Here is a 14412-nt window from a genome sequence, read left to right on the forward strand (position 1 = left end):
CGGCTGGCGCGCAGCGGTCTGGTCGACATCGCCGCCAGCCAGGAGCCGGACGGTCGCGAAGTCTTCAACAACATCCGCTACGGCGTCTTCGTCACCTTCAAGGCGCCGACGGAATATGCCCGCGCCTGCTTCAAGCAATATGGCCTGCTGGTCGACAAGTCGGGCTGGTACGGCTCGATGTGGCGGCCGTTCCACATGATCGGACTCGAGACCAGCATCAGCGTGTTGTCGGCAGTGCTGCGCGGCGAGTCCACCGGCTGTTCGAAGGAGTTCCGCGGCGATGCGGTCGCCACCGCCAAGCGCGACCTGCAGGCCGGCGAGATGCTGGACGGCGAAGGCGGCTATGCGGTGTGGGCCAACGCGATTCCCGCATCGAAGAGCCTGGCGCTGGGCGCATTGCCGATCGGCCTGGCGCATAACGTCAAGCTCAAGCGTCCCGTCAGGAAGGACACGGTGGTCCGCTTTGAGGACGTCGAATTGTCGAACGATCTGGACGTCGTGAAGCTGCGTCAGGAAATGGAACGGCACGCTCGCGCCAATCCGGGCGGCAGCATCTTGCTGCCTTAGGAGCGGCGTATGGCAAATGCAGGAATGAAAATAGAAACGCAAACAGCATTTGTCGTGATTGCAGAGTTCGAGGTCAAGTCCGCCGGCATGGCGGATTTCCTCGCGCTGGCGCATGACGATGCACGGCATTCGGTGGCCGACGAAGCGGGTTGCCGCCAGTTCGACGTGGTGCGTTTTCCGGGTTCGTCGCGGGTGCTTTTCTACGAGGTGTATGACGACCGCGAGGCATTCGATCTGCATCTGGAGACGCCGCACCTGGCGCGTTTCAGGGCGGGCTTCCCGGCCTGCATCGAGCGCGAATTGCCGGTGCGCTTCGGTAGCAACGGTACCGGAGAAGCGACATGACGGCTGCCGCAAAAATCAAGACCATCGGGTTCATCGGCACCGGCATCATGGGTTTCCCGATGGCGCGTCATCTGGCGCAAGCGGGTTATCGCGTGCAGGCATGGAATCGCACGCCGGACAAAGCGCGGCGGCTTTCCGCGTTCGGCGCCGAGGTGATTGCCGAGGCCGGTGATGTCATTCGTGACGCGGACGCCTTGGTCTGCATGCTGAGTTCCGGTCCCGATTGCGATGCGTTGCTGCTGGGTGAGCAGGGCCTGATCGCCGGCATGCGTGCGGGGTCATTGCTGGTGGTCATGAGTTCGATCCCGGTCGAGACCGCTCGCCATCAGGCGCAGCAAGCTGCCGCGCGCGGCGTGGCCTACGTCGATGCTCCCGTGTCGGGCGGTGAAAAAGGTGCGATCGAAGCAAGCCTGGCGATCATGGCCGGCGGCACGGTGCAAGCCTACGAACAGGCGTTGCCGCTACTGGAAAAAATGGGGCGCCCGACGCACGTCGGTCCGGCGGGATCCGGCGAACTGGCCAAGCTGGTCAATCAGATGATGGTCGCCAACAACATCGCCAGCGTGGCGGAAGCGTTGTTGCTGGCCGAGCGTGGCGGTGCAGATCCGGCAAAAGTGCGCGAGGCGCTGCTGGGCGGGTTTGCCGACTCGACGATATTGCGCCAGCATGCGCTGCGCATGATCAGCGGCGATTTCGCGCCGGGCGGTCCGGCGCGTTACCAGGTCAAGGACACCGGCACGGCGATCCGTTTCGCCGCCAGCGTCGGACTGGATTTGCCGATGCTCAACAAGGCCGACCGGCTGTTTTCCGACATGCTGGACCACGGCGACGGCGATCTCGATCACAGCGGTGTGATCCGGGAACTACGCCGGCGCAATCGGCTTCCTGTTTGAGGTCGCCCGCGACCGCCTGCGAAGTCGCCATTCGCGCGGCGCCGACAGCGCCCGGGAATTGCCTTGACTGGACAGGCTGGGTAAATAACTTCCAAATGCAAACAAAGGGCTCACTATTCCAGCGCCGCCTGTTCTCGCAACCATCCCAGAAATGCCTCAACCGCAGGCCGCTTGATGTGGCGCGCAGGATAGACGGCAAAATGTGCTTTCACCTTGATGCATTGTTCCAACCCGAACACGGGTTTTAGCTGTCGTTCTCTGATATGCCGTCCTGCAACCGTGGTGCTCTCCAGCGCCACGCCCAAGCCCTGAGTCGCCGCGTCCAACGACATTTGCGCGCGATCGAAGCGCACCGCAAATTGGTTGGGAGTACGCAGGGGAGAATAGATCGCGAACCAGTCCGGCCACTGAACGACGCTGACGTTGCTGCGGATGAGCCGGACCCTCAGCAGGTCCTCGGGTTTTTTCAATTTATTCTGACGGATGAACTCGGGGCTGGCGAGCGGGACAATGCGTTCCTCGAACAGCGGTTCGACCTGCAGGCCGGGCCAGTTCGGTATGCCGTAGCGGATGTCGATGTCGACTTCGCCGAGTTCGAAATTGCTGGGCGTGTGCGCTGCAGACAGGTTGAATGAAATGTCGGGATAGGCGCGGGCGAAACCATTCAATCGTTCCATCAGCCACAAGCTGGCGATACTCGGGGCGGAATGGATGTACAGGCTGTTGCTGACGCCATGTTTGACATCCATGGATGCTGCCGTGATGGCGGAGATCGCGCCTTGAATCCGCGCCAGATAGCTTTCGCCGGCGGCGCTGATGTGCACGCCATGTGCACTGCGTTCAAACAGGCGAACGCCAAGATAGGATTCAAGTCGCGCCACCTGGTGGCTCACAGCCGACGCAGTGAGATGGAGTTCTCCTGCAGCCAGCGCAAAGCTCCTGCGCCGGGCAACAGCCTCGAATGCCTGGAGATTGGGAATGGGCGGCAATGCAGCCATGGACAGCTCCGGATCTAAGATGACGATTCGTCACTTTAGCATGATGATACTTCGCTTGTCGTCAGGTCGGCAAAGGCCGAACATGCGTCAAAAGAACAAGAAAGGAGACGGGTCGCGCGCAGAGGCAAGCTCCGCACGCGGCGGCATTCCACATGCCTGTCTCCGGCGTTCTCTCAAGAATGATCATTAACCGGAGAAGTATTTCATGTTGCTCAAAGATAAAGTCGCCGTCATCACCGGCGCAGCCGGCGTCAACGGTCTGGGTTTTGCCGCGGCACGTCTGATGGCGTCGCACGGCGCTCGCGTAGTCATCCTGGACCTTGCGCAAGCGGAGCCTGCCGCAGCCGCCGCACGCATCGGCGACGGTCATCTCGGACTGGTCGCCAATGTCACGGACAAGGCATCCTGCGACGCAGCCGCGGCCGCAGCCATCCAGCAATTCGGACGGATCGACATCCTAGTCAACAATGCCGGCATTACCCAGGCCGCGAAGACGCTTGAGATATCCGGTGCTGATTACGATCGTATCCTGGATGTCAGTCTGCGCGGCACGATGTACATGTCGCAGGCGGTCCTGCCGACGATGCAGCAACAGCGGAGCGGATCGATCATTTGCATTTCGTCGGTATCCGCCCAGCGCGGCGGCGGGCGGCGGCATCCTGGGAGGACCTCATTACTCGGCTGCCAAGGCCGGCGTACTCGGCCTGGCGCGTGCAATGGCGCGCGAATTCGGACCGGATGGCATTCGCGTCAACAGCATTGCACCGGGCCTGATCGGCACCGACATCATCAAGGGAAAACTGACCGAGGAAAAGAAAGCGGACATTGCCGAAACGATTCCCCTGGCGCGCCTTGGCCGCGCAGACGATATCGGCGGCGCTTGCGTCTTCCTGGCCAGCGACCTTTCGCTGTATTGCACCGGCATCACGCTCGACGTGAATGGCGGCATGCTGATTCACTAAGCCGGTTGCCACGGATTCAACGACATCATAAAAGGAGACAAGACATGAGCAAGATCGAGGACGCAAAAAAGAATATCACCCGTCGCCAAGTGTTGAAGATAGGGGCGGCTGCAACGGCGTTGCCGTTATTTTCCATCATGACGCGCCCGGCTAACGCGGCTGAATTTACGTACAAATTCGCGACCGGACAGGATCCGACTCACCCGGTGAACAAGCGGGCGCAGGAGGCGATTGAGCGCATTCGCAACGCCACCAACGGTCGTCTGGAGATCAAACTGTTTCCGGCAAACCAATTGGGTTCGGATACCGACCTGATGTCGCAAATCCGCAATGGCGGTGTGGAATTCTTCAATCAGGCCAGCGTGGTGTTGTCGACCCTGGTGCCGGCGGCCGGTATCGTCAATACGGGTTTTGCATTCCACGACTACAAGGAAGTCTGGGCCGCGGCGCGGCGGCGGCATCCTGGGAGGACCTCATTACTCGGCTGCCAAGGCCGGCGTACTCGGCCTGGCGCGTGCAATGGCGCGCGAATTCGGACCGGATGGCATTCGCGTCAACAGCATTGCACCGGGCCTGATCGGCACCGACATCATCAAGGGAAAACTGACCGAGGAAAAGAAAGCGGACATTGCCGAAACGATTCCCCTGGCGCGCCTTGGCCGCGCAGACGATATCGGCGGCGCTTGCGTCTTCCTGGCCAGCGACCTTTCGCTGTATTGCACCGGCATCACGCTCGACGTGAATGGCGGCATGCTGATTCACTAAGCCGGTTGCCACGGATTCAACGACATCATAAAAGGAGACAAGACATGAGCAAGATCGAGGACGCAAAAAAGAATATCACCCGTCGCCAAGTGTTGAAGATAGGGGCGGCTGCAACGGCGTTGCCGTTATTTTCCATCATGACGCGCCCGGCTAACGCGGCTGAATTTACGTACAAATTCGCGACCGGACAGGATCCGACTCACCCGGTGAACAAGCGGGCGCAGGAGGCGATTGAGCGCATTCGCAACGCCACCAACGGTCGTCTGGAGATCAAACTGTTTCCGGCAAACCAATTGGGTTCGGATACCGACCTGATGTCGCAAATCCGCAATGGCGGTGTGGAATTCTTCAATCAGGCCAGCGTGGTGTTGTCGACCCTGGTGCCGGCGGCCGGTATCGTCAATACGGGTTTTGCATTCCACGACTACAAGGAAGTCTGGGCCGCGATGGACGGCCCGCTGGGGGCCCGCGCACAGATCGAAAAGGCCGGCTTGCTCACCATGTCCAGGCCTTGGGATAACGGCTTCCGCCAGATCACTACGTCGACCAAAGCGGTCAAGACCGCAGGAGATCTGAAAGGACTGAAGTTGCGGGTGCCGGCGGCGCCGATGCTGACCTCGCTGTTCACGGCGCTGGGCGCCAGTCCGACTCCGATCAACTTCAATGAAGTGTATTCCTCGCTGCAGACGAAGCTGGTGGAGGGACAGGAGAATCCGTTAGCCATCATCAGTACGGCCCGGCTGTATGAAGTGCAGAAATTCTGTGCGATGTCGAACCACGTGTGGGATGCCTACTGGATTCTGGGCAACCGTCGCGCCATCGAGCGCCTGCCGAAGGATATCCAGGAAATCGTGCGCCGCGAGCTGGACAAAGCAGCAACCGATGAACGTGCCGACATCGCATCGCTCTCGATTTCCGCCCGCAATGACCTGGCCGCCAAAGGCGTGCAGATCATCGAGCCGGATAAGAACTCCTTCAAGGATGCGCTGGCCAAAGGCACCTTCTACAAGGATCTGCGCAGCAAGTTCGGAGAGGATGCCTGGAAACTGCTGCAGAACAGCGTGGGGAGCCTGGGATGAGCGCGCTGTCGCTTGAGCGCCCGGCGCTTGCGGACACGTCGTTGTCCGTGCGCCTGGAGAACTGGTTGGGGCACGCCATCGAGATTCCCGCCGCCGCACTCGTCGTGGGCGAAGTGGCGGTACTGTTGGCCGGCGTAGTGATGCGCTTCATTTTCAACAACCCGATTCCGTGGGCGGATGAACTGGCCTCCATCCTGTTCCTCTGGTTGGCGAATCTGGGCGCGGCGGTTGCGCTGCGCCGCGGCACGCATATGCGCACTACGGTTCTGGTGGGCTTCCTGAGCGAACGCGGCAAGGCCTGGGCGGAAGCGCTGGCCATCATCGCGCCTTGCCTCATGTTGCTCATTCTGATGGGGCCGATGTGGGAATACGCCGAAGACGAAATGTTCATACAGACGCCGGCGCTGGGTTGGCCCAATACCGTGCGTGCGGCCGCAGTCGCGGTCGGCGCCGCGTTCATGATCGTCATCTGCCTGCTGCGGATTTCCCGGCACCGCCTGGCCGATTTTATCGGTGTCGTCGTCGCCATCGCAATCCTCGGCGCCGCGATGTACCTTGGGTCTGCGTGGTTGCAAGGAATCGGCAACTGGAACCTCGTCATCTTTTTTGGCCTGCTGTTGGGCATGTCGGTATTGCTGGGCATCCCGATCGCATTCTGCTTCGGGTTGGCGACCGTGGCGTTCATGCTGACCGTCACCAGCAGTCCGCTGGCGGTCGTCGCGGGACGTTTCGATGAAGGCATGAGTTCGCTGATTCTGCTGGCTGTTCCGTTGTTCATTCTATTGGGACATCTGGTTGAGATGACCGGCATGGCGAAGGCAATGGTGGATTTTCTCGCTTCGCTGGTGGGCCATGTACGTGGCGGCCTGAACTACGTATTGCTGGGCGCGATGCTACTGGTATCGGGAATCTCGGGCGCCAAGACCGCCGACATGGCGGCCGTGGCGCCGGTTCTGTTGCCGGAGATGAAACGTCGCGGCAACCATGAGGGCGAACTGATTTCATTGTTGGCGGCTTCCGGCGCCATGGCCGAAACGATTCCTCCGTCGTTGGTGCTGATCACCATCGGATCGGTCGCGGGTGTCTCCATCGCCGCCTTGTTCACCGGCGGCATCATGCCCGGCATCGTTCTGGCAGTCTTGCTGGCGATCCTGGCGCGCTTTCGCAGTGCAGAGATCATGGACGGCTACCAGCGCGCGCCTGGCAAGGTCGTCTTGCGCACTCTGGCGATTGCGTTGCCCGCACTGTTGCTGCCGATTCTGATTCGCACTGCCGTTGTCGAAGGCGTGGCGACCGCGACAGAGGTCTCGACCATCGGCATTGCCTATGCGGTCGTCGCCGGTCTGCTGATTTACCGCAGATTCGATTGGAAGCGGATCTATCCGATGCTGGTGGATACCGCGGCTCTCTCCGGCGCCATTCTGTTCATCATCGGTACCGCCACGGGCATGTCCTGGGCGCTGACGCAGTCAGGCTTTTCGCATAGCCTGGCCGAGGCGATGACGAGTGTGCCGGGCGGGAAATACGGTTTCCTGCTGGTCTCGATCGCGGCGTTCATCGTGCTCGGCAGCGTGCTGGAAGGCATTCCGGCGATGGTGTTGTTCGCGCCGCTGCTGTTCCCTGTGGCCAAGGCCATCGGGGTGCATGAGGTTCACTACGCCATGGTCATCATCCTGTCGATGGGCGTCGGCCTGTTCGCACCGCCATTCGGTCTGGGCTACTACGCAGCCTGCACCATCGGGCGTGTTCATCCCGACGTCGCGGTCAGGCGCATCTGGCCCTATCTGGGAATATTGGTGATCGGACTGCTTATCGTGGCGTTCGTGCCGTGGTTCTCCATCGGTTTCCTCTGACCTGCATGGCATCTATCAACGAAGGAATTCATATGTCTGAAAATCTCGAAAGTCTGCGTGCAAGCGCATATCGAATCCGCCGCTTCGCCGTACGCATGGGTGAAGTGCAAGGGCAAGGTTATATCGGTCAGGCGCTCGGCTGGGCCGATGTACTGGCGGTCGCGTACAAGCGCGCCATGCAAATCCGCCCGATGGAGCCGGAGTGGGAAGGTCGCGATCGCTTCCTGCTGTCGCACGGACACTACGCCATCGCGGCCTACGCAGCGCTGATTGAGGCCGGCATCCTCCCCGAGGAGGAGCTTGAAACCTATGGCAGCGACGACAGCCGTTTGCCGATGTCCGGCATGGCGGCCTATACGCCGGGGATGGAAATTTCCGGCGGTTCGCTGGGTCAAGGACTGGCTATCGGCGTCGGCATGGCGCTCGCGTTGCGTCACAAGGGAAGTGCGTCGTTCGTTTATAACTCGATGTCGGACGGCGAGTTGGACGAAGGCGCTACCTGGGAAGCCGCCATGGGCGCTGCGCATCACAATCTCGGTAATCTGATTTGCCTGGTCGACATCAACAATCAGCAGGCCGACGGTCCTTCCGGCAAGATCATGGGCTTCGAACCTCTGGCCGATAAATGGGCTTCGTTCGGTTGGCACGTTCAGCGCGTGGACGGCAATGATCTGCCCGCAGTGATCGCGGCGTTCGACCAGGCTCGCCAGTTGCCGGAGTCGAAGCCGCGCGTGATCCTGTTCGATACGTTGATGGGAAAAGGCGTGCCGTTCCTGGAGCAGCGCGAGAAGAATCATTTCATCCGCGTCGACCCGCCCGAATGGCAGCAGGCGCTGAACATTCTCGATCAGTCATACAAGGAAGGAAGCCCAGCATGAATACCGTAGCCGAAAAGAAACCGCGCCTGACGACGTCGGCAATGATTGCCTCGATTGCCGCCGAAGGGCAACGCGTCCAGGCGGCTCCGTTTGGCAAAGCCCTGGTGGAGTATGCCGCCGACCGGCCGGAAATTGTCGGAATGACCGCCGACCTTGCCAAGTACACCGACTTGCAGCTATTCCAGAAAGCATATCCCGAGCGCTTCTTCCAGATGGGCATGGCAGAACAATTGCTCATGGCTGCCGCAGGGGGAATGGCGAAGGAAGGCCTGGTGCCGTTCGCGACGACCTACGCCGTGTTCGCCACCCGTCGCGCCTATGATTTCATCCATCAGGTCATTGCCGAAGAAAATCTGAACGTCAAGATTTGCTGCGCCTTGCCAGGACTGACAACCGGGTATGGCCCCAGCCACCAGGCCACCGAAGACCTGGCCATGATGCGCGCCATCCCCGGCCTGACGATCGTGGATCCCTGCGACGCCCTGGACCTGGAGCAGGCTGTGCCGCAGATCGCCGAACACAAAGGCCCCGTCTACATGCGTCTGGCCCGCGGCAACGTGCCGCTGGTTCTGGACGAATACGACTACAAGTTCGAACTGGGCAAAGCCAAGGAGCTGCGGGACGGCAACGACGTGCTCATCATTTCCAGCGGCTTCATGACGATGCGCGCTCTGGAAGTGGCGAAGGCGCTTGAAGCCGACAACGTCAGCGTGGGCGTATTGCACTGCCCGACCATCAAACCGTTCGACGAAGCGACCGTGCTGGAGCAGGTAAAAAAGAAAACTCGTCTCGTGGTGGTCGCCGAGAATCATTCGGTCATCGGCGGACTGGGTGAAATCGTGGCAAGCACGCTGATGCGTAACCGTGTGCAGCCTGCCGGTTTCCAGATGGCTGGTTTGCCGGACGCCTTCCTTGACGCGGGTGCGCTGCCGACGCTGCATGACCGTTACGGCATCAGCTGCGAAGTGCTGAGCAGGCGCATCAGGGACTGGTTGAAATAACGCTAAAGTCCCGGTTGGCGGCAGGAGTTCGGCCATGTCCCGGGGCGTTCGTCATGCGGACGCCCCGGCGATGAAGCTCGCGCGCCTTGCAGCTTTTGAGCCTGTACGGTCAGCCTTGGGGGCGCGCAACATCCACCTCATGATTCACCAACCTTGTCCAGGGCGTCTGCAAACTTGCGCATGAGGCGCACCAGATCGTCCATCTCGGTTTGCTCCCAGGATGCGAAAATTTTTCTGCCCATGCGTTCGCGTGCGGCGTCGACCAGCTCGGTCATCGCCTTGCCCTTGGCGGTGACCGATGCCATGCGGATGCGGCGGTCGGCCGCGCTGCTTTCCCTGCGTACCAATCCCAGTTCTTCCAGTTTCGAGACCTGACGGCTGACGGTGGTGTAGTCGCGTCCGACGCGATCCGCGATCTCCACAACGCCGATGGGACCGAGTTTTTCTATTCCGACGAGCAGAGGAAACAGCGCCCGATCCAGAGGAATTCCGGCTTCCCTGATCATCGCCTCATCGCGCTGAGGCCGATTCATCGCACTGGCGATACTGATCAGCGCTCCATGCAGAATCTTGAGTTGCGACGATATATGTGTATCTTGCACATTTTTATTCATTGGCATACACTCTCCTTGATTATGTGCATATTACACTTATGAGGCCGAAAATGCTGATGAACAATGAAACTGATGTATTGATTTGCGGAGCAGGCCCAACTGGTCTCACGCTGGCGCTTGTTCTCGCGCAACGGGGTGTCTCTTTCCGCATCATCGAAAAAATGGAAGCCCCTTTTCACGGCTCGCGAGGAAAGGGTTTGCAACCTCGCACCCTGGAAATCTTTGAGGACTTGGGCATCCTTGAGACCATCATGGCGACAGGCGCCCCCTATCCGCCGCAGCGTGAGTACCAGGATGACGGCAGTTGGCACGACTCGCCGACGAGCGAGCAAAGGCTGCCGACGCCCTCGGAGCCCTATTTGACGCCCTGGATGGTGCCGCAGTTTCTGACCGAAGCGGCGATGCGGACCAGGCTTGGCGAACTCGGGCATCAGGTGGAATTCGGCTGCGGACTGATTGGGCTGGAGTCGCAGGAGCAAGGCGTCAACGCACGGATCACCGGCAAATGCGGGGAGCAAGTGCTGCGGGCACGCTATGCCGTTGCCGCAGATGGCGGGCGCAGCTTTGTCCGTAATCTGCTGCAGATCGACTTCCCCGGCAAGACATTGGGAGTGAGGGCGGTAGTCGCGGATGTATCCCTGCAAGGCTCGAGCCGGGACGTCTGGCATCGCTTCAGCGGTGGAACGCAGGAGCGGCAAATCGCCTTGTGCCCGTTGGCTGGAACCGATCTTTTTCAATTGCAGGCGGCGTTGGCAGAGGACGAAGAGCCTGACCTCTCGGCCGAGGGTTTGACAAGCATGGTGCTGGAACGCACCGGCCGCGCGGATATCCCGGTTGTCGCCGTCCACTGGGCATCGGCATTCCAGATGCATGCAAGACTGGCGCAACGATATCGCGTCGGTCGCGTTTTGCTGGCCGGAGACGCGGCGCACGTCCACCCGCCGACGGGCGGCCAGGGCCTCAATACCAGCGTTCAGGACGCCTACAATCTCGCCTGGAAATTGGCCGCCGTGCTGGCCGGCGCCGACGAAACGCTCCTCGATACCTACGAAGAAGAGCGGCGTCCGATCGCGGAATCCATGCTGGGTTTGTCGACCAGATTGCTGGAGGAAGCCAAGCGGGGAGAAATGCGTCGCGGAAGAGAAGTGCAGCAACTCGACCTCGGTTATCCAGGCTCATCGCTGGCATTGGAAACCTCTGTGCGCGAGCACGGGCCGCGAGCAGGCGACCGCGCCCCGGATGCTCCTGTCGCGACGCTCCCGGGTACGCCGCTGCGTCTCTTCGACCTGTTCCGCGGCACCCACTGGACATTGATCGGATTTCACGTACCGCTCCTTCACTCCCTGGAAGCCAAAGGTATGCAGGTTCATCTCTTTGGACCTGGAGGAAATCTGGTGGATTGTGACGGCCATTTCCACGATGCCTATGGACTTCAGCGCGGAGAGTGGATGTTGGTGCGACCGGATGGCTATATCGGCGCGATTGTCGCAGCGGACCATCTGGAGTCGTTGAAGGACTACTTGCAGCGCGTCGGCGTATCGCTGCGGGGCGTAGACCTCGTTGCCCCTCGGAAATCAGGATTTGACTGATATGACCAAGACATTCGGTTAAGTATGATTAATTCAAATGCAGCGTTTCCCACCGCAACATTTGACCGAAAGGACTTAATCATGGGCTCCAGCCTCAGCGTGACCAGCATCGGAATCATCATTCTCGACGTGCTCCTCGTGTGGGCCTGTTTTTCGGTCGACAAGCATTTCAAATTTCTTGACGCAGAAGATCTGCACAACGAGGAAAAGACAATCAGCGCCTGCGCCTGATTCCCATTTTTGCGGGCTTTTTTATCGGTACCTGTTTCCACGAAGGTGTTGCGCGTTGTCCCGGCGTTTTCCTGGGCAACGTGCACGGACCTCTACTTTTCGGCACTCCAGATGCGCCGTCCGGAATGATCGATTTCCGTGAGGTAGAGGCGCAAATCGAATTCGTATTGATGGTAATCGGGTTCCATGTACGAACACAGCTTGTAGAACGCCTTGTCGTGTTCTTTTTCCTTGATATGCGCAAGCTCGTGAACGGCGATCATGCGCAGGAATTCAATCGGCGCCTCTTTGAACAGAGTGGCGACGCGAATTTCATGCTTGGCCTTCAGCTTCCCGCCCTGAATCCGTGAGATCGACGTGTGCAATCCCAGCGCGTGGTTGATCACGTGAATTTTGCTGTCGTATTCCACCTTGTTGATCGGCTCCGCGTTACGCAGGAACTCGGTTTTCAACTCCTGCACGTATTGATACAAGGCCTTGTCGGTGCGCAGGTCGTGCGTCTTCGGATAGCGCTTGAGCAGCACGTCGCGCAGGCGATCCTCCGCGATCAGTTGCGAAACTTGTGCACGCGTCTGTTCGGAATAGGCGCTCAGGTACTTCAGTGATGACATGGCTTGGGGAGTGAAGGGAAAGCTGCGACGTGGCTTTGGACAACGCCTATTTTCTCATTGGTTCATGCATCGAGGAAGTTGTATCTGTGGTCCGATCGGATAAGAACATTGCTGCTTGCCGTTCCGGGTTGAAAAGAACGAATGCAGCTTGCCCTTATCCCGTGTTTTTTGATCAGGGTCGGCATGCTATTCTAAAAAGAGTTGATTGATGACGCCGCAAGGAATATGAATGTCGATACCAGAAATTGATGCCGTGCTTGCCGAGCTCCGTGTTCGCGAACCCATCTTTCATCGCCGCGAATTCGGAACCAGCCGCGACGATCTCCTTGGCATGACTACGGACGATTTTTGGGAGATCGGCGCAAGCGGCAATATCTACGATCGCAATTTCGTCATAGAGACGCTGCTGGAGAGATACAAGAGCGCGGAAGCGGACGATCTTGTCTGTAGTGAGTTCAAGTTGCGCCGGCTGGCGGAAGATCTCTATCAACTCAACTATGTTTTACAACAACCCGACAGGCTCACCCGTAGAACGACACTGTGGCAAAAGACGGGCGGAAAATGGAAAATCGTATTCCATCAGGGGACGCCAATTACCGAGAATCCGGATTGAATCCGGCTGCCCGGAGTGCTCTCAACGAAGGGCAAGCAATCTGCCTCAATCTGTCTATTTCAACCAGGACATCTCCGTCGTTTTCCCATCGAGATAATCCGCATTGAGTTCCGCAATATCGCGCACGTAATCCCACAGCGCCCGGATGCGCGCCAGCTCGCGTCGCTCCGGCGGAGCGACCAGCCACAGTGAGCGGGTGATGTCGACCTTGTCCGGCAGTATCGGCACCAGGTTGTCCGTCACGCTGCCGAGGAAGCAGGGAATGATGGCAATGCCGAGGCCCGCTTTCACCGCCTGCGCCTGAGCGACCACGCTGGTGCTGCGCAGGCAGCGTTGCAGCGATGAACTCCATTTGTGCAAGTGGAACTGCTGCGGCGAAAACAGCAGGTCATCCACGAAATCGATCCAGCGGTGATCCTGAAAATCCTCAACGCGCCTGATCGGCGGATGGCGCTCCAGATACTCAGGCGTCGCGTAAGGAAGCAAACGATATTCGCCCAGTTTTCGCGTGACAAAACTGTTGGTCCTGGGGCGGTCAAGCGCGACCGAGGTATCCACTTCTCTTTTCGAAATATTCAGCGACCGCGGCAGCGGTAGAACATCCATGCTCACGGCTTGATGGCGCTGGCAAAAATGGGAGAGATGCGGCATCAGGAAGAACGTGCCGAAAGCCTCGGTGGCGCCGATTCTTATCTCGCCGCTCAGCTCCATGCGATCGCCCTGGGACACCTGCGACTCGATCGCCGAAAGCGTGCTTTCCAGCTTTTCTGCGTGCTCGAAAAGATGATGGCCTGCGGTGGTCAGGCGCAACCCCTGCGCGCTGCGATCAAACAGTTTCGAGCCGACATCCTTCTCCAGTTTGCCGAGTCGCCGGGAGACGGTGGACTGGCTCATCTTCAACAGATGAGACGCCTCCAGCCCCGATTGCGTACGCGCCGCCGCAAGAAATACCCTGAAATCATCCCAATCGAAATTGCTCACTTTTCATCTCCGCCAGTCGTTCGTCCGTGGTTCTTGGTTATCCATATTTGCATAACCGTCTTCCATTTTCTGCCGTAGCAAGCGGCAAATTTGCAACCTATGATGATTATCACTTTTTAAGAAAAAGCGGCAAGAAGAAAAATTCAACCGACCTGGCGACCGCAACGGATCGCTGTTACCTGGCCTTGTTTTTTTCCTTTGCCCTGACACGGAGACACTGTGACGCACCTCAGCCACCAATTTGCCGACCTCGACGAGGTCACGCTGCACTACGTTACTGCCGGCAGCGGATTCCCCGTGGTCTTGCTGCACGGCATCCCGCAGACATCCCACGAATGGCGCTATGTCATCCCGCACCTGGCAAAACACTATCGGGTAATTGCGCCGGATTTGCGCGGCCTGGGCGACTCATCCCGGCCCCCCCCCCCCCCC

The 14412-nt window shown here is 59.4% G+C and carries 15 protein-coding genes and 3 pseudogenes; 14 read left to right on the forward strand and 4 right to left on the reverse strand.

Features of this window, described 5'->3' with window-relative positions:
• The 3 genes from HLUSI_RS0111540 to HLUSI_RS0111550 all read left to right on the forward strand — a co-directional run.
• Positions 1–567: SAF domain-containing protein (locus HLUSI_RS0111540; protein WP_016834129.1), on the forward strand; the 567-nt coding region annotated here is incomplete at its 5' end.
• A gap of 9 nt (positions 568–576) precedes the next feature.
• Positions 577–912 carry a putative quinol monooxygenase gene (locus tag HLUSI_RS0111545; protein ID WP_238533984.1) on the forward strand — a complete coding sequence of 112 codons (336 nt, stop codon included), beginning with the start codon at positions 577–579 and terminating at the stop codon, positions 910–912.
• Positions 909–1805: an NAD(P)-dependent oxidoreductase gene (locus HLUSI_RS0111550; protein WP_016834131.1), complete on the forward strand. Its 897-nt coding sequence runs from the start codon at positions 909–911 to the stop codon at positions 1803–1805. The genes HLUSI_RS0111545 and HLUSI_RS0111550 overlap by 4 nt, the downstream gene beginning before the upstream one ends.
• Positions 1806–1918: 113 nt before the next feature.
• Here the strand turns inward: HLUSI_RS0111550 and HLUSI_RS0111555 are convergent, their stop codons facing one another.
• The gene (locus HLUSI_RS0111555; protein ID WP_029363416.1) at positions 1919–2803 is read right to left on the reverse strand and encodes a LysR substrate-binding domain-containing protein; all 885 of its coding nucleotides are present in this window, start codon (positions 2801–2803) and stop codon (positions 1919–1921) included.
• 205 nt (positions 2804–3008) lie between these two features.
• Here HLUSI_RS0111555 and HLUSI_RS28220 point away from each other — a divergent pair.
• The 7 genes and pseudogenes from HLUSI_RS28220 to HLUSI_RS0111595 all read left to right on the forward strand — a co-directional run bounded on the left by HLUSI_RS28220 (position 3009) and on the right by HLUSI_RS0111595 (position 9341).
• Positions 3009–3765, forward strand: a pseudogene (locus HLUSI_RS28220) (SDR family NAD(P)-dependent oxidoreductase).
• A 44-nt stretch (positions 3766–3809) separates the two neighbouring features.
• Positions 3810–4211, forward strand: a pseudogene (locus HLUSI_RS31550) (TRAP transporter substrate-binding protein); the annotation flags it as partial.
• A pseudogene (locus tag HLUSI_RS28225) lies at positions 4210–4530 on the forward strand (SDR family oxidoreductase); the annotation flags it as partial. The pseudogenes HLUSI_RS31550 and HLUSI_RS28225, both read left to right, overlap by 2 nt.
• Positions 4531–4574: 44 nt before the next feature.
• Positions 4575–5609, forward strand: a complete 1035-nt coding sequence (locus HLUSI_RS0111580) for a TRAP transporter substrate-binding protein (protein ID WP_016834137.1) — start codon at positions 4575–4577, stop codon at positions 5607–5609.
• Positions 5606–7462, forward strand: a complete 1857-nt coding sequence (locus HLUSI_RS0111585) for a TRAP transporter large permease (protein ID WP_016834138.1) — start codon at positions 5606–5608, stop codon at positions 7460–7462. The genes HLUSI_RS0111580 and HLUSI_RS0111585 overlap by 4 nt, the downstream gene beginning before the upstream one ends.
• Before the next feature lie 32 nt (positions 7463–7494).
• On the forward strand, positions 7495–8340 hold the full coding sequence (locus HLUSI_RS0111590; RefSeq protein WP_016834139.1) for a transketolase: 846 nt from the start codon (positions 7495–7497) through the stop codon (positions 8338–8340).
• Positions 8337–9341 carry a transketolase family protein gene (locus HLUSI_RS0111595; protein ID WP_016834140.1) on the forward strand — a complete coding sequence of 335 codons (1005 nt, stop codon included), beginning with the start codon at positions 8337–8339 and terminating at the stop codon, positions 9339–9341. The genes HLUSI_RS0111590 and HLUSI_RS0111595 overlap by 4 nt, the downstream gene beginning before the upstream one ends.
• A gap of 137 nt (positions 9342–9478) precedes the next feature.
• On the opposite strand, the gene HLUSI_RS0111600 is transcribed toward HLUSI_RS0111595, so the two are convergent.
• Positions 9479–9955: a MarR family winged helix-turn-helix transcriptional regulator gene (locus tag HLUSI_RS0111600; protein WP_016834141.1), complete on the reverse strand. Its 477-nt coding sequence runs from the start codon at positions 9953–9955 to the stop codon at positions 9479–9481.
• Positions 9956–10005: 50 nt separating this feature from the next.
• Here HLUSI_RS0111600 and HLUSI_RS28230 point away from each other — a divergent pair, with 50 nt between their 5' ends.
• The gene (locus tag HLUSI_RS28230; RefSeq protein ID WP_040503406.1) at positions 10006–11544 is read left to right on the forward strand and encodes an FAD-dependent oxidoreductase; all 1539 of its coding nucleotides are present in this window, start codon (positions 10006–10008) and stop codon (positions 11542–11544) included.
• A gap of 81 nt (positions 11545–11625) precedes the next feature.
• Positions 11626–11775 carry a hypothetical protein gene (locus HLUSI_RS32615; protein ID WP_016834143.1) on the forward strand — a complete coding sequence of 50 codons (150 nt, stop codon included), beginning with the start codon at positions 11626–11628 and terminating at the stop codon, positions 11773–11775.
• 92 nt (positions 11776–11867) lie between these two features.
• Here the strand turns inward: HLUSI_RS32615 and HLUSI_RS0111615 are convergent, their stop codons facing one another.
• Positions 11868–12386: a YgjP-like metallopeptidase domain-containing protein gene (locus HLUSI_RS0111615; RefSeq protein WP_016834144.1), complete on the reverse strand. Its 519-nt coding sequence runs from the start codon at positions 12384–12386 to the stop codon at positions 11868–11870.
• A gap of 229 nt (positions 12387–12615) precedes the next feature.
• Between HLUSI_RS0111615 and HLUSI_RS0111620 the strand changes: the two genes are divergently transcribed.
• Positions 12616–12999 (forward strand): nuclear transport factor 2 family protein, encoded by a 384-nt coding sequence (locus HLUSI_RS0111620; protein WP_016834145.1) that lies wholly within the window; start codon positions 12616–12618, stop codon positions 12997–12999.
• 54 nt (positions 13000–13053) lie between these two features.
• Here the strand turns inward: HLUSI_RS0111620 and HLUSI_RS0111625 are convergent, their stop codons facing one another.
• Positions 13054–13980, reverse strand: a complete 927-nt coding sequence (locus tag HLUSI_RS0111625) for a LysR family transcriptional regulator (RefSeq protein ID WP_029363417.1) — start codon at positions 13978–13980, stop codon at positions 13054–13056.
• Between the two features lie 219 nt (positions 13981–14199).
• Between HLUSI_RS0111625 and HLUSI_RS31555 the strand changes: the two genes are divergently transcribed.
• On the forward strand, positions 14200–14412 hold a 213-nt coding region (locus HLUSI_RS31555; protein ID WP_157137832.1), incomplete at its 3' end, for an alpha/beta fold hydrolase.

The organism is Herbaspirillum lusitanum P6-12, from assembly GCF_000256565.1.
Lineage (GTDB): Bacteria > Pseudomonadota > Gammaproteobacteria > Burkholderiales > Burkholderiaceae_D > Herbaspirillum > Herbaspirillum lusitanum.